Genomic DNA, 15095 nt, shown 5'->3' on the forward strand with positions numbered 1-15095 from the left:
AAGTAAGAACTGGGACTGTCTTTCCCAGCTTCGGAGGTAAAAAATGTCAGATTCGCCAATCAAATATCGATTGATTAAAAAAGAAAAACACACAGGAGCTCGTTTGGGTGAGATTATCACACCCCATGGAACCTTCCCGACGCCTATGTTTATGCCAGTAGGGACTCAGGCAACGGTCAAGACTCAGTCTCCAGAAGAATTGAAAGAGATGGGTTCAGGGATTATCCTATCCAACACCTATCACTTGTGGCTTCGCCCTGGGGATGAACTCATTGCCCGTGCTGGAGGTCTTCACAAGTTTATGAATTGGGACCAACCAATCTTAACGGATAGCGGTGGATTCCAAGTGTATTCCCTAGCAGACAGCCGTAATATTACAGAAGAAGGGGTAACCTTCAAGAACCACCTCAACGGTTCTAAGATGTTCCTTTCGCCTGAAAAGGCTATTTCTATCCAGAACAATCTGGGCTCAGACATCATGATGTCTTTTGATGAATGTCCTCAGTTCTACCAACCCTATGATTATGTGAAAAAGTCAATAGAACGTACTAGCCGTTGGGCAGAGCGTGGTTTAAAGGCTCACCGTCGTCCACATGATCAAGGTCTATTTGGAATTGTACAGGGGGCTGGATTTGAAGATCTTCGTCGTCAGTCGGCGCATGATCTTGTAAGTATGGACTTCCCAGGCTACTCTATCGGAGGACTAGCAGTTGGAGAAACCCATGAGGAGATGAATGCAGTTTTGGACTTTACTACTCAACTGCTTCCTGAGAACAAACCTCGTTACTTGATGGGAGTGGGAGCGCCAGATAGCTTGATTGATGGGGTGATTCGTGGGGTAGATATGTTTGACTGTGTCTTGCCGACTCGTATCGCTCGTAACGGGACTTGTATGACCAGTCAAGGTCGTTTGGTTGTCAAGAATGCCCAGTTCGCGGAGGACTTCACACCACTTGATCCTGAGTGTGATTGCTACACATGTAAGAACTACACCCGTGCCTATCTTCGTCACTTGCTCAAGGCTGATGAAACCTTTGGTATCCGCTTGACAAGTTACCATAACCTGTATTTCTTGCTCAATCTGATGAAGCAGGTTCGCCAGGCTATCATGGATGATAATCTCCTGGAATTCCGTGAACATTTTGTTGAAAAATATGGTTATAACAAGTCAGGGCGAAATTTCTAAATTTAGCTTGAAATCAGCTAAAAATCCTAAGTTTTATCTTAGGATTTTTCTGTTTTTTTTGATAAAATAAAGGTACTATGAATGAAAGTTAGATGGCTTTTTTGCCAATCTAATGAATGGAGAATAAACTCGTATGCGTATTAAATGGTTTTCCTTGATTAGGATTACAGGTTTGCTTTTGGTACTCTTGTATCATTTCTTTCAAACGGCTTTCCCAGGAGGTTTCTTCGGGGTTGACGTCTTCTTTACCTTCTCAGGTTTTCTGATCACATCACTTTTATTAGAAGAATTTGGACAAAAAGGGAAGATTGATATCTTAGGATTTTTTAGAAGACGTTTCTATCGAATTTTTCCACCGGTCGTTTTAATGATTCTTGTCATCATGCCATTCACCTTCTTGGTTCGCCAAGATTATGTGGCAGGAATTGGTGGGCAGATTGCCGGTGTTCTAGGATTTATGACTAACTTCTATGAAATGCTGACAGGAGGAAGTTATGAATCTCAGTTTATCCCTCACCTCTTTGTTCACAACTGGAGCTTAGCTGTTGAAGTTCATTATTATATCTTGTGGGGTTTGGCAGTCTGGTTCCTATCTAAGCGAGCGAAATCAAGCGGACAACTGCGAGGAACAATATTTCTACTTTCATCAGCTGTCTTTATCGTCAGTTTCCTTTCGATGTTTATCGGTAGTTTTATTGTAAGTTCTTATTCAACAGTATACTTTTCAAGCTTAACTCATGTGTATCCATTCTTCTTAGGTAGTGTGCTTGCTACCGTAATAGGGGTTCGTCATGCAACGCCACTTTTTAAACGTTTGAATAGAAGCTTGGATTTGAAGCAGACTTTGCTAGTCTTTGGAGCTGGGCTCGGAGTCTTGCTATTATTGACCTTCTTTGTGAAATTTACATATCTCTTTGCTTATTTACTCGGCTTCTTGTTTGCAAGTTTGGCAGCGCTTCTGATGATTGTTGCGGCACGCGTCTTGCATGAGAAAACACCGACGATCAAAGAGCCAAAGATTATCAGCTTTTTAGCGGATACCAGCTATGCTGTCTATCTTTTCCACTGGCCGTTTTATATTATCTTTTCTCAATTGATGGGCAACCTGCTAGCAGTGATTTTAACCACCATCTTCTCTTATATCTTCGCAACTCTTTCTTTCTATGTCATCGAACCTTTGGTAGCAGGAAAAACTACGGAACTCTTGCAAAAGGCAAAAGAAATTCCGCACATTAAACCAATTTTTGCTGGTAGTGCAGGAGTGCTTAGTTTGATTACTTTAATCGTGATACTGATAGCTCCTCAAGTAGGCGCATTTGAAACGGATTTGATGGTTAATGGTCTCAATCAGGCGCAAACCAATATAAACCGAACAAAAACCATGGCAGATCAAGCAGAAGCCAGTCGCTATAATATAGCTGAGGGTGTATCCATCATTGGTGATTCAGTAACCTTGCGTGCTTCAGATGGACTAAAAGAAATCTTACCAGATGCGCAGATTGATGGTCAGATCAGTCGAAATACCAAACAGGCAAATGAATTGATGTTGAATTACAGTCAGAATAAAGCCTTGCCTAAAATTGTAGTCATTGCGACTGGCGTTAATAATCCTGAAAATTATAAAGCTGATTTGGATCTGCTGATAACAAACCTTCCAAAAGGACATCAACTTGTTTTAGTTACTCCATACGAGGGAGACACAACGCAGGAAACACAACCTTATGTTGAGCAGTATGCAAGCTATGCGCGTGAACTGGCACAAAAATATTCATATATAGCACTAGCAGATTGGAACCAAGTCGCTAAAGATCATCCAGATATTTGGAAGGGAACAGACCAGGTTCACTTCGGTAGTGATACGACCAAGCAGGATGAAGGAGCAAAACTTTACGCAGAAACCATTAATGCTGCTGTTAAAGCTCTTGCAGACAAACCTGTCAAATCAAAATAATCACTAAAAAGTAGAGATTGTATCTCTACTTTTTTGCTTTAACGAGAATTGGGAAAAACTTGCCAAATTGTCAGAATTATGAGAAAATAGGAACAATCAAAAAATGGAGGGAATGCAATGAGAGAAGACATCAAGATTAATGACCGTGCTCTAGCATTGGAAGATCAAATCATTGAAGTACTCGAAAAAGTTTATGATACAGATGTAGAGTTAGATGTATACAATCTTGGATTGATTTATGAGATTCATTTAGATGAGGCTGGCCTTTGTACAGTTGTTATGACCTTCACTGATACTGCCTGTGACTGTGCAGAAAGTCTACCAATCGAGATTGTGGCAGGTTTAAAACAAATTGATGGGATTGAGGATGTCAAGGTTGAGGTTACCTGGTCTCCAGCATGGAAGATTACACGCATTAGTCGTTATGGACGTATAGCCTTAGGGTTGCCTCCGCGATAAAAAATAGAGTGATAAGATGAATTATGAATCGGGATTAAAGACCTGATTTATATTTTTCTTTTTTTGTTTATTTATTTCATACAATAAACAAAAATTTTTGTTAAGAGTAACCACTTCACTCAAAAAAATGTTATTATAGTAGAAGTGATTATAATAAAAAGAATAAGGTAGAATAGATATGAAATTATCTGTAGTAATTCCGTTTTATAACGAAGAGAATATGATTCAGAAGATGTATGATGAATTGGTTAAAGAAATCAATCAAATTACAAAGGCGGAATTTGAAATTATTTTTATTAATGACGGAAGTAAGGATCGTACTTTTGAACGTATGTTAGCCATCGCAGCTGGCGATTCACGTGTTAAATACATCAGCTTCAGTCGGAATTTCGGGAAAGAAGCTGGAACTATTGCAGGGCTTGAATATGCAACAGGAGAAGCAGTTATTCTAATGGATGGAGATTTGCAGCATCCACCAGCAATGCTTCCACAAATGATTGAAGCTTATGAGCAAGGATACGATGTTGTAAGTGCTCGTCGTACACGTACAGGAGAAAAACGTCACCGTACTTTTTTAGCTAAACATTTTTATAAACTTGCCAATAAAATGATGGATATCGAGCTAATGGACGGAGTCTCTGAATTCCGATTGTTTAGCCGTAAAGTTGTAAACGCCATTATATCTATGCAAGAATACAATCGTTTTTCTAAAGGAATTTTTGCTTGGATCGGCTTTAACGAAAAAGTTATCGAATATGAAAACCAAGTTCGTACTGTAGGTGAAACAAAATACTCGTTGAAGTTCTCATTGAACTATGCGATTCAAGGGATTTTATCATTCAACGATAAACCTCTACGTATGTGTATTAATTTTGGTTTATTCTGCTTATTAATTTCATTGGTTTATGTTCTTTGGACCTTTATCCAATATCTCGTAGTACCGGATTCACTCGTGAGTGGATACTTTACTACAATCTTCTCAGTCGTTCTCTTTGGTGGAATTCAATTGATTTCTATTGGGGTACTCGGAGAATATATCGGTAAGATTTATTATGAAGTGAAGAAACGTCCACATTATCTTGTTGACCAAACGAACATTACTGTGAAAGGAGAGCAAAATGACGACTAAGAAAAAAGTCTATCTAGCAAGTTTTATTGCGCCTATGCTCATTATGTTTGTAGCTTGGGCTATTGATGGCTTCTTTCCTTTCGGGACAAAGTCACTCATGGCGGTTGACTTTAACGCACAGTATATTGGCTTATATGCTTATTTCAAACATTTATTTTTAAATGGCGATTGGAGTAGTTTCTTCTACTCTTTCTCTAAATCCATTGGAGGGGGGATGTTAGGGATTTGGGGCTTCAACTTGTTGAGTCCATTTAACTTACTCTTTCTATTAACCTCTGAAGAAAATTTCCAATGGGTGGTTCCAATTGTTATTGCCTTACGTTATGGAGCGATGGGATTAACCATGGCACATTTCTTGGTTAAACGATATGATGGATTAAAGAATAAGGCCTACTTGGTTCCAATCGTCGCTACCATCTACGCATTAAATGGGTTTAATGTTAGTTATCAAATGAACCCAATTTTCTATGATGGAATGATCATGCTTCCATTAGTTTTAATTGGGGTTGAACAAGTACTAGATAATAAGTCTCCAAGAGGCTATATTGGCATGCTGGCATTATCTCTCTTTGTTCAATTTTACATGGGTTATATGACCTGCATTTTTGTGGTCATTTATGCTTTGTTCTACATTATTCGTTCAGAGAATTTAAGAAATAGAAAGGTTATTCTAACAAGACTGGGGAAATTAGCTGCCGCATCTATACTAGCTGTTGGAATAGTATCAGCTGTATTGCTCCCAATTCTGATTAGTTTGGTATCAACAAAAGGGGGCTTGCAAAGCACTCTGAGATTTGATTGGAAGTTACAAATCAATCCGTTTGAGATTTTAGCAAAACTCTTTTTAGGAGCTTTTGATAATACTTCTTGGCCAGCTGGACCTAACTTGCCAAATATATATGTGGCTAGCTTTGGTTTACTAGGAACACTTTATTACTTTATTTCAAGTAAGATTTCAAAATGGAGTAAAATTGCAGCAAGTTTTGTTCTCGTAGTGTTTTTGATTTCTTGTGCCCATGAATTTACAAGTAAGTTGTGGCATATGGGACAAAATCCTGCTGGATTTTTCTATCGATTCTCATGGATTATTGCTTTCTTTTTAGTTTATTTGGCTTATCTAAGTCTACGAGAAGTGGAGAAATTTACTAAAAGAGAAGCTAGCTTCCTGCTGATTAGCGGTGCAGTTATCTTTTCTATTGTACAGTTACAACAACACTCTTTCTTAACAGTTTGGCAACGTCTTGCAACGATTTTGATTTTTGTGGTTCTGCTTGGGGCTTTATTCTATCCTAAAGTAAAAAGAGCTTGGATGATTATAGCTGCTTTGACTGTAGTTGAGTTAACAGCTAATGCAGCACTTGTTCAATCACGTGTTGGCTATACAGATGCCTACAAGTATCACGATGCTGTTTTACAATTAAAGGATGCTATTAACCCTATTCGACCTGACCACAGTGATTTTTACAGAATTAATAAATCATTTAATCTAAGTAAGAATGATCCATTCATGGTGGATTATCCTGGCTTATCAATTTTTAGTTCCAACTTAGAAAATAGTACGCGAGATTTATTTGACCGTTTAGGAAATAATGGAATTAACGCAACGACCTACTATCAAGGAACTCCGCTACAAGATGCACTCTTCTCAGTGAAATACTTAGTGACTCCAAAACCAGTGCTTAAAGAGGACTATCCGGATACATCCAAGTTGTATGTATTCGGAAATATGGTAACGCGTAAAGATATTACGACAAAAGAACCTGTTTATGAAGCTGCTAGAACAAAGACTTTCGAGACAGATTTGATTTTACCAATTGCTTATGGTGTTAATGATGCAACGGTGAATGTAAAATTAGAGAACCACCAACCGATTCAAAATCAAAATAAGATAGTACAAGCAATGGGAGCGACGAGCGATTATTATTTAGCTATATTAGCAGCAAATGAATTGAAGTTAGATAATATGGAATCATCTAAACCAGAAACTTACAAACGAATTGATTCATCTAAACCAGGAACGATTACCTATCACTTATTACCTCAATCTGCTGAAGATTATTGGGTATCAATTCCGCAAAAATTATCTCATACAGATAAAAACAAAGTTCGTATCTTGTTGAATGGCAAAAATTACGAATTCCAAGATAAATTTCAACAAACACAGTTCATACAAATTGCGCATAATTCTGCTGGCCAACCTGTAGATTTAACGATTGAAATTGAAACGGATAATGAATATGACTTATCTGGATTACGATTAGCTCGTTCAAATGGTGCATTAGTAAATCGTATCATTCAAGAACGTCAGCTTCAAGGAATAAAATTGTCTCATTGGGATAATCGTAGTTTTAAAGGGACAGTGAATATTACTGATGACAGTACCTGGATGATGACAAGTATTCCATTTGAAAAAGGTTGGACTGTTAAAGTAGATGGAAAAGTAGTTGAAACTGCAAGAGTTTGGGATAGCCTGTTGGCATATAAAATTACACCAGGTGAGCATACAGTTGAAATGAGTTACTTGCCAGAGGGATTTGTTTTAGGTTTTATAATCTCAACCGTATCTATCGCTCTTTATGGATTTGCAATTTACAAAAAATGGATTTAATATAGTGGGAGTAGACTATAATGAAAATTTCAAAAATGAAATTAAAATATAGTTCGCTGTTCTTTGTTCCATTTATGGTTATGTTAGGGGTCTTCCTTTGTTTAGGGTTGACTCCCTTTTCACAAAATTCGATACATAGTGGAGACTTTCTTGCACAATATTTTCCGCTATATATCGGATTACATAAACTGTTCTGGAGTGGAGATTATGGCGGTCTGTTTTGGTCCTTCGAGAAATCACTTGGAGGAGCAATGCCAAGTGTTTGGGGTTTTAATAGTTTAAGTCCATTCACGTTTTTATACGTAATCTTCCCGGTTTCAACATTTCAAATTTTGAGTTATGTAATCCCACTAATTCGTTCTGGGATAATGGGAGTCGTCTTTGGGTATTTCTTGGAAAAGAAATTTCAAGGAGTGTCTAAACATTACTGGTTATCGTTAGGATTATCTTCGTCGTATGCTCTTAGTGGCTTTATCGTATCGCAACAGTACAATCCTAATTTCTTAGATAATCTAATTTATGTACCATTGATTCTTTTAGGAATTGAAGAAATTGCGGGTGGAAAGCGATCGTTTAAATTACCGATTTTTCTTTCCATTAGTTTGATTACGAATTTCTATACAGGCTATATGATGTGCCTTTTTGTAGCACTGTATACGTTTTATATTATCTTCTCAACGGATGACCCTCTGATTGAGGCGCTACTAAAAATGGGGAAAGTTGCTTTATTTGCACTAATTGGTGTAGGAATTGCAGCGTTTTGGTTATTGCCGGTCTTTAGTGCCTTGTTAGAGAGTAAAGCGAGCGCTGGGAGTACCTTCGCGTGGTCATGGGACTTCGTCAATGATGTAGTAGGAATGCCTCAAAAATTTATTTTAGGATCCTTCGGAGAAAAAGAATGGGGTGATCCTAAGGCTCTACCACAGCTATATATTGGTGGCTTGGCTCTCTTCGGGTTGTTTACATTCTTTGCTAAGAAAGAGATTACTCTCCTTAAGAAGTTGTCAGCGATAGTCGTCCTTCTTGTGTTGTTTCTCTCATTCTCTATTCAAGGTTTCGATCAAATTTGGCATATGGGGCAACGTCCCGTTGGTTTCTTCTTTAGAAATTCATGGGTAGCCAACAGTTTTATGCTGGTATTGGCATCAGAAAGCTTACTACAATGGAAAGATAAGTTTCGATTAAGCGAGTTTCTAGTGGCTATTTTTGGGTTTGGTTCAATACTTGTATTATCGACTCAAAGAAGTCTTCAATTTGTTGAAACGCCGCAGAAAATACTCGCATTTTGCTTTTGGACAACCATCTTATTAGCGTTTTTCTTTAGAAAAGTAGATAAAGTTCGTAGGTTACAATTAGTGGCCGGAGTGGTGATTATCGAACTAATGATCAGTTCTTTTGTTGGATTAAAAAGGGTACCTTTTTTCATTGGTAATGAAGGATTAAAGAGTCAAATGGAATACGCCACTGCTTTTGACCAAGAAGGCTACGGCGGTTCAAAGGTATTTACACGGATGGAAATGCATAAGGGCTTGTCTCATGCCAACTTCCCTATTGCCTATAATTATAATGGGGTATCACATTTCACTTCGAGTCTCGAGTATTCATTGATTGAGGAATTGAGCTATCTAGGATTGCCGTCATCGCAATCAGTTGTTAACTATACAAGTCGTAATGTCATTCTGGATTCATTCTTTGGAATCTCAAACTTTATGATGGATGGAGATGAAAAACGTATTTTTTCAGACGTTCGTGGATTGTATGAGAAAGTAGGTACGTTAAAGAACTTTGCTGTTTATCGTAATCCATATGCCTTTTCTCTTGGATATTTAACTAATGAAAGTTCAGCGACGAATATCTCATTTGAAGCACATCAACCCGCTGCCAATTTGAATCAGCTATTACAAGTGATTGGATTATCTGGAGCAAATGCACTAAGCGAAGTGAGTGTTGGGGAACCAGTTACCTCGAATTTAACAAAGTCGGGAGACAAATACACTCTATCAAATGAAGGAGAATATTCTAACATTGAATGGAAGTTGACTCTTGAACCAAATAAGTTGTACTTTGTTGAAATTCCAGAAAGACAAGCTGGTTCGGTAAATAAGTCAAAGGTGAAGCTCAACGGATTAAGTTATCCCTATGAAAATCGATTCCGAGATAATCAATTTTGGATGCTTGGCAATGGAAACTTAGATCAAACGATTACTCTCACTTTTGAAGAAGGAAAAGCCAAAGAATGGGATTTTCGAGGTTTTAAATTTTATTCAATTGATATACCAACGCTAACAAATGCATTGGAACAGTTTAAAAAAGCAAATGACATCACCATTGATTCCTATTCAAATTCAACGGTGAAAGCACATGTCAATGTTCCAAATAGTGAACAATCCTTTGCAACCTTCACTATTCCATATCACTCAGGTTGGAGTGTAACAGTAGATGGTCAAAATCAAGAAGCTCAAAAATCTCTTGGTTTCTTTATGGGTGTTTCACTAACTGAAGGAGAACATGAGATTATATGGAGTTATAGCCCACCAGGGTTAAACACTGGAATAGTACTTTCAATGACTTCTCTCATCGTACTCATTTACTTGTGGAAAAAGAAAAAAGTGGAGTAGATAACATACTTTGTTGCCTATTCCAATGAAAAAGGATGAAGTTCGTAAGAACTTCATCCTTTTTGTGTGCCTATTATACCACTGTAATAAGGTAATTCTTTATAGGATAATATGAGAGCTTATTTTTTACCAGATTGTTCCATATTCCAGAAATCTGTAACGGCACCACGTGATGCAGAAGATACGGTATGGGCATATTTACCGAGGACACCACGGCTATAGAGTGGTGGCAAGGTTGTTTCTGCCTTGCGTTTTTCAAGTTCTTCATCGGAAACGTCCATGGAAATTTCTTTAGTATCTTGGTCAACCGTAACGATATCCCCTGTACGGAGATAGGCAATTGGTCCACCATCCTGAGCTTCAGGAGCGATATGTCCAACAACCAATCCATAAGTACCACCAGAGAAGCGTCCGTCTGTCAAGAGGGCAACTTTGTCTCCTTGACCTTTACCAACGATCATTGATGAAAGTGATAGCATTTCAGGCATACCAGGACCACCCTTAGGTCCAACGAAACGAACAACGACAACGTCGCCATCAACGATTTCATCTGACAAGACAGCTTGGATAGCATCTTCTTCTGAGTCAAAGACCTTAGCTGGTCCAACGTGACGACGAACCTTAACGCCTGACACCTTGGCAACCGCACCGTCAGGAGCAAGATTACCGTTCAAGATGATAAGCGGACCGTCCGCACGTTTAGGATTTTCAAGTGGCATGATGACTTTTTGACCTGGAGTAAGATCTGCAAAGTCAGCTAAGTTTTCAGCGACAGTCTTACCAGTACATGTGATACGGTCTCCATGAAGGAATCCATTTGCCAATAAGTATTTCATAACCGCAGGCACACCACCAACTTCGTAAAGATCTTGGAAGACATATTGACCAGAAGGTTTCAAGTCGGCCAAGTGAGGCACACGTTCTTGGATGGTATTGAAGTCCTCAAGTGACAAGTCAACATTAGCTGCGTGGGCAATAGCAAGCAAGTGAAGAGTGGCGTTAGTAGAACCACCGAGAGCCATTGTCACTGTAATGGCATCTTCAAAAGCTTCACGAGTCAAGATATCTGAAGGTTTGATCCCAAGTTCAAGCATTTTGACAACTGCACGACCGGCTGCTTCGATGTCTTCTTTCTTATCAGCAGATTCAGCTGGGTGAGAAGAAGAACCTGGCAAACTCATCCCCAAAACTTCGATAGCAGTAGCCATAGTATTGGCAGTATACATACCACCACAACCACCAGGGCCAGGGCAGGCATTACATTCCAGACGTTTCACGTCCTCAGCGGTCATATCGCCGTGATTCCATTTTCCGATTCCTTCAAATACAGAAACCAAGTCAATGTCTTTGCCATCCAGTTTTCCAGGGGCGATAGTACCACCGTAAGCGAAAATAGCTGGGATATCCATATTGGCAATGGCAATCATGGAACCAGGCATGTTCTTGTCACAACCCCCGATAGCTACAAATGCATCGACGTTATGACCACCCATAGCTGCTTCGATAGAGTCCGCGATGATATCACGAGACGTTAGGGAGAAGCGCATACCCGGCGTTCCCATGGCAATACCGTCGGCTACCGTAATGGTTCCAAACTGCACAGGCCAAGCACCAGCAGATTTAACACCTTCTTTAGCCAATTTCCCAAAGTCATGCAAGTGAATATTACACGGAGTGTTTTCTGCCCAAGTCGAAATGACCCCAACAATCGGTGTTTCAAAGTCCTTATCAGTCATACCAGTCGCACGAAGCATGGCACGGTTAGGTGATTTTACCATGCTGTCATAGATGCTACTGCGGTGACGTTTATCTAATTCTGTCATTTGTTCCCTCCCATTTCAGTTTGTTCCATTATAGCACAATTTTCACATGAATAACAGAAGAAAATTTTTAAATTTTCAGACAATTCAGCAGTGTACGATAAAAAATACAACTTTTTTTGTCAAGTAACTTTACTTTACAAAAAAGTTTTGATATACTATTAAAGTTGATGAAAATCAAACCTAATTGAATTTATATCTTAAAAGGAGAAAAACGAAATGGCAGTACCTGCACGTCGCACATCAAAAGCGAAGAAAAACAAACGTCGTACACACTACAAAGTAACAGCTCCATCTGTAAACTTTGACGAAACTACTGGAGATTACTCACGTTCTCACCGCGTATCACTTAAAGGATACTACAAAGGACGTAAGATCGCTAAAGCTGCATCAGCTGAATAATAGAAGGGAGATACCATGCGCGTAAATATTACACTTGAACACAAAGAATCTGGTGAACGCTTGTACCTTACTTCTAAAAACAAACGTAACACTCCAGACCGTCTTCAATTGAAGAAATACTCACCAAAACTTCGCAAACACGTTGTGTTTACAGAAGTGAAGTAAGCATTCAATACGAATCAATACATAAGAAAAACGCTGATTTCAAGCGTTTTTTCTTTTTTCAATTTCAATACATTTCACTATATTTCAGTCCAAACTCTACCTTTTTCTCTACCTTTTTTAGATAAATATATCATATGGATATTGAAGTTAAGCCCTGCTATCATTTCGATGGCAGGGCTTTTTAATGTTTGGTACACTACCTTCTTATCTATATTTTGATGGAGCTGAAGTTGACATCTACAAAGTTTAATGTTAAAATACATTCAAAAATATATTTGAATGAGGTGTTTTATGGTTCAAAATGTTGTTACTTCAATAATCCTGTATTCTGGGACAGCCGTAGACTTACTTATTATCCTAATGTTATTTTTTGCCAAAAGAAAAAGCAGAAAAGACATTATTAACATCTATTTAGGACAATTTCTAGGCTCTGTTAGTCTAATATTGCTAAGTTTACTTTTTGCATTTGTCTTAAATTATATTCCTAGTAAAGAGATTTTAGGTTTGCTCGGTTTGATTCCAATTTTCCTAGGACTCAAAGTTTTGCTTTTAGGAGATTCTGATGGAGAAGCTATTGCAAAAGATGGTTTGCGCAAAGATGATAAAAACCTGATTTTTCTAGTCGCTATGATTACTTTTGCAAGTTGTGGTGCTGACAATATTGGTGTTTTTGTCCCATATTTTATTACCTTAAATTTAGCGAATTTGATAGTGGCTTTACTTACCTTTCTAGTCATGATTTATCTCTTGGTTTTTTCTGCCCAAAAATTGGTACAAGTACCTTCTGTTGGAGAAATTTTGGAAAAATATAGCAGATGGTTTATTGCCAGTGTTTATTTAGGACTGGGGATATATATCCTGATTGAAAACAACGTTTTTGACATGCTAAGGACTGTGTTCGGCTAGGAGAAAAAATTATGAAAAAAGATAGTATCTGCCAAGTGAATATTATAAATCAACAAAATGTTACAACCGCAACGAACTACCTTGAAAAGGAAAAAGTCCAAAAATCACTTCGTATTTTATCAAAGTTTACCGATAATAAACAGATAAATATCATCTTTTATCTCCTTGCTGTTGAAGAACTCTGTGTCTGTGATATAGCCTGTTTACTAAATCTCAGTATGGCATCTGCCTCCCACCATCTTCGTAAACTAGCCAATCAAAACATCTTGGATACTAGAAGAGAGGGGAAAATTATATATTATTTTATAAAAGATGAGGAAATCAAAGACTTTTTTAATCAACTAGGATAACAACTATTTTTACTACTCTACCATCCACTCTGCCTTTTATTATGTAGCATTCTAAAAACATTGATGTACCAACGTTTCTAACAGCTAAAATAGAAATTATTTAATTTTTTATAGAAGTGAAGTAAGCATTCAATACGAATCAATATATAAGAAAAACGCCGATTTTAAGCGTTTTTTCTTTTTTCCAAATTCAAAGTATTTCAAAGATAATCAACCGAATGACTACATTTTTGACTACATTTTTTGTGAAATAAATTAGATGTTCGGATATATAGAAAACGCTCTAGTCACAATGACTAGAGCGTTTTTGTATTGTTTTAAAATTTATTAAAGCACATATTCGTGAGCATATAATTTGAGTGCGCTCTCATGTTATGATATACTAAATTTAACCCAGATATATTGGGGCTATGAAAGGAGGCGCATATTATGTTGTGGTCCATTATTGTAGGAGGTTTTATCGGCCTTGCAGCAGGGGCAATCACTAAAAAAGGTGGCTCAATGGGAGTAATTGCTAATATATTTGCCGGTTTAATCGGTTCATCAGTAGGTCAATCACTCCTTGGTACTTGGGGACCTTCACTAGCTGGTATGGCTATCATTCCATCTATTATTGGTGCAGTGATTGTAGTTTCTGTGGTATCGTTCTTTTTGGGTAAAAAAGGTTAATGTTTTACTCGAAAGCAGACTATAGCTTTTAATTTATAATGACGGGTAAAGCTATGGTTTGTTGCACTAATTGAAAGGATTTTATATGTCAAAATCAAAGAAAATATTATTGTTTATTTTCTGTATTTTAATCTTGACAATTTTCCTTCCTATTTTGATAGATTACCACCAGGTTAGTGATTTAGGAATTCAATTGACTAGCTGGCGACAGACATCATTTGAATATTATCTCGCTAGATATGTATTTTGGGGGCTTCTAGGCCTGTCTATCTTAGTTTTATTATGGATGTTAGTAATCCTGTTTTATCCTAGACAATATCTGGAAATAAAACTTGGAACTAAAGACGATAAATTAAAACTAAAAAATTCAGCTATTGAAGGGTTTGTTCGATGTTTATTGGATGAACACAAGATAGTCAAAAATCCCAAAATTCAGGTACATACTCGGAAAAAGAAATGTTTCGTTTATGTAGAAGGTACAGCTGTTCTTTCAGATAACATTGCTAACAAATTTGAAGTAGTTCAAAACGAAATCACTCAAGGACTGAAAGAATTCTTTGGTATTGATCGAGAGGTTAAACTGGAAGTTTCAGTGAAAGAATATGACCCTCAAAAAGCAGCTAAGAAAATTGTTAGTCGTGTAAAGTAAGGAAGTAAAAAATGGAATGGTTTAAAAAATATCAATACCCAATTCTATGTGGTGTAGTAGGTATTATTCTAGCCTGCTTCATCCTATCCTTCGGTTTCTTTAAAACATTGTTCGTTTTAATCTGTGGAGCCTTAGGAATTTGGTTGGGATACTATGTACAGAAGAATTATTTAAATAAATAAA

The 15095-nt window shown here is 37.6% G+C and carries 15 protein-coding genes; 13 read left to right on the forward strand and 2 right to left on the reverse strand.

Going from position 1 to position 15095, the window contains the following annotated elements:
• The first annotated feature begins 43 nt into the window (after nucleotides 1-43).
• From tgt to SPAR10_RS03075, 6 genes are all read left to right on the forward strand, one after another.
• Nucleotides 44-1186 carry a tRNA guanosine(34) transglycosylase Tgt gene (tgt, locus tag SPAR10_RS03050; RefSeq protein WP_004250663.1) on the forward strand — a complete coding sequence of 381 codons (1143 nt, stop codon included), beginning with the start codon at nucleotides 44-46 and terminating at the stop codon, nucleotides 1184-1186.
• Between the two features lie 133 nt (nucleotides 1187-1319).
• Nucleotides 1320-3137: an acyltransferase family protein gene (locus SPAR10_RS03055; RefSeq protein ID WP_004250664.1), complete on the forward strand. Its 1818-nt coding sequence runs from the start codon at nucleotides 1320-1322 to the stop codon at nucleotides 3135-3137.
• Between the two features lie 117 nt (nucleotides 3138-3254).
• A complete protein-coding gene (locus SPAR10_RS03060) occupies nucleotides 3255-3596 on the forward strand; it encodes a metal-sulfur cluster assembly factor (RefSeq protein ID WP_004250665.1) in 342 nt (113 codons plus the stop codon).
• Between the two features lie 178 nt (nucleotides 3597-3774).
• The gene (gene pgfS, locus SPAR10_RS03065) at nucleotides 3775-4725 is read left to right on the forward strand and encodes a glycosyltransferase PgfS (RefSeq protein ID WP_004250666.1); all 951 of its coding nucleotides are present in this window, start codon (nucleotides 3775-3777) and stop codon (nucleotides 4723-4725) included.
• Nucleotides 4715-7333 (forward strand): YfhO family protein, encoded by a 2619-nt coding sequence (locus SPAR10_RS03070; protein WP_004250668.1) that lies wholly within the window; start codon nucleotides 4715-4717, stop codon nucleotides 7331-7333. The genes pgfS and SPAR10_RS03070 overlap by 11 nt, the downstream gene beginning before the upstream one ends.
• Nucleotides 7334-7353: 20 nt before the next feature.
• Nucleotides 7354-9951: a YfhO family protein gene (locus SPAR10_RS03075; protein WP_004250670.1), complete on the forward strand. Its 2598-nt coding sequence runs from the start codon at nucleotides 7354-7356 to the stop codon at nucleotides 9949-9951.
• A gap of 119 nt (nucleotides 9952-10070) precedes the next feature.
• Here SPAR10_RS03075 and ilvD read toward each other — a convergent pair whose 3' ends face one another.
• The gene (ilvD, locus tag SPAR10_RS03080) at nucleotides 10071-11774 is read right to left on the reverse strand and encodes a dihydroxy-acid dehydratase (protein WP_004250671.1); all 1704 of its coding nucleotides are present in this window, start codon (nucleotides 11772-11774) and stop codon (nucleotides 10071-10073) included.
• Between the two features lie 216 nt (nucleotides 11775-11990).
• Between ilvD and rpmF the strand changes: the two genes are divergently transcribed.
• Nucleotides 11991-12173: a 50S ribosomal protein L32 gene (rpmF, locus tag SPAR10_RS03085; RefSeq protein ID WP_000290417.1), complete on the forward strand. Its 183-nt coding sequence runs from the start codon at nucleotides 11991-11993 to the stop codon at nucleotides 12171-12173.
• 15 nt (nucleotides 12174-12188) lie between these two features.
• Nucleotides 12189-12338, forward strand: coding sequence for a 50S ribosomal protein L33 (rpmG, locus tag SPAR10_RS03090; protein WP_001265622.1), 150 nt, complete (start codon nucleotides 12189-12191; stop codon nucleotides 12336-12338).
• A gap of 77 nt (nucleotides 12339-12415) precedes the next feature.
• Here rpmG and SPAR10_RS11205 read toward each other — a convergent pair whose 3' ends face one another.
• Nucleotides 12416-12601 carry a FanG protein gene (locus SPAR10_RS11205; RefSeq protein ID WP_080581391.1) on the reverse strand — a complete coding sequence of 62 codons (186 nt, stop codon included), beginning with the start codon at nucleotides 12599-12601 and terminating at the stop codon, nucleotides 12416-12418.
• A gap of 28 nt (nucleotides 12602-12629) precedes the next feature.
• Here SPAR10_RS11205 and SPAR10_RS03095 point away from each other — a divergent pair, with 28 nt between their 5' ends.
• The 5 genes from SPAR10_RS03095 (at nucleotide 12630) to SPAR10_RS10670 (ending at nucleotide 15094) form a co-directional block, all read left to right on the forward strand.
• A complete protein-coding gene (locus SPAR10_RS03095) occupies nucleotides 12630-13244 on the forward strand; it encodes a CadD family cadmium resistance transporter (protein WP_004250673.1) in 615 nt (204 codons plus the stop codon).
• Between the two features lie 11 nt (nucleotides 13245-13255).
• The gene (cadX, locus tag SPAR10_RS03100; protein WP_000711083.1) at nucleotides 13256-13594 is read left to right on the forward strand and encodes a Cd(II)/Zn(II)-sensing metalloregulatory transcriptional regulator CadX; all 339 of its coding nucleotides are present in this window, start codon (nucleotides 13256-13258) and stop codon (nucleotides 13592-13594) included.
• Between the two features lie 429 nt (nucleotides 13595-14023).
• A complete protein-coding gene (locus tag SPAR10_RS03105; protein ID WP_004250675.1) occupies nucleotides 14024-14263 on the forward strand; it encodes a GlsB/YeaQ/YmgE family stress response membrane protein in 240 nt (79 codons plus the stop codon).
• Between the two features lie 85 nt (nucleotides 14264-14348).
• Entirely contained in the window at nucleotides 14349-14912 is a 564-nt protein-coding gene (amaP, locus tag SPAR10_RS03110; protein WP_004250677.1) for an alkaline shock response membrane anchor protein AmaP, read from the forward strand.
• Between the two features lie 11 nt (nucleotides 14913-14923).
• Entirely contained in the window at nucleotides 14924-15094 is a 171-nt protein-coding gene (locus tag SPAR10_RS10670) for a DUF2273 domain-containing protein (protein ID WP_004250679.1), read from the forward strand.
• Nucleotide 15095: the final 1 nt, after the last annotated feature.

It is taken from the genome of Streptococcus infantis SPAR10, assembly GCF_000279535.1.
Taxonomy (GTDB): domain Bacteria; phylum Bacillota; class Bacilli; order Lactobacillales; family Streptococcaceae; genus Streptococcus; species Streptococcus infantis_I.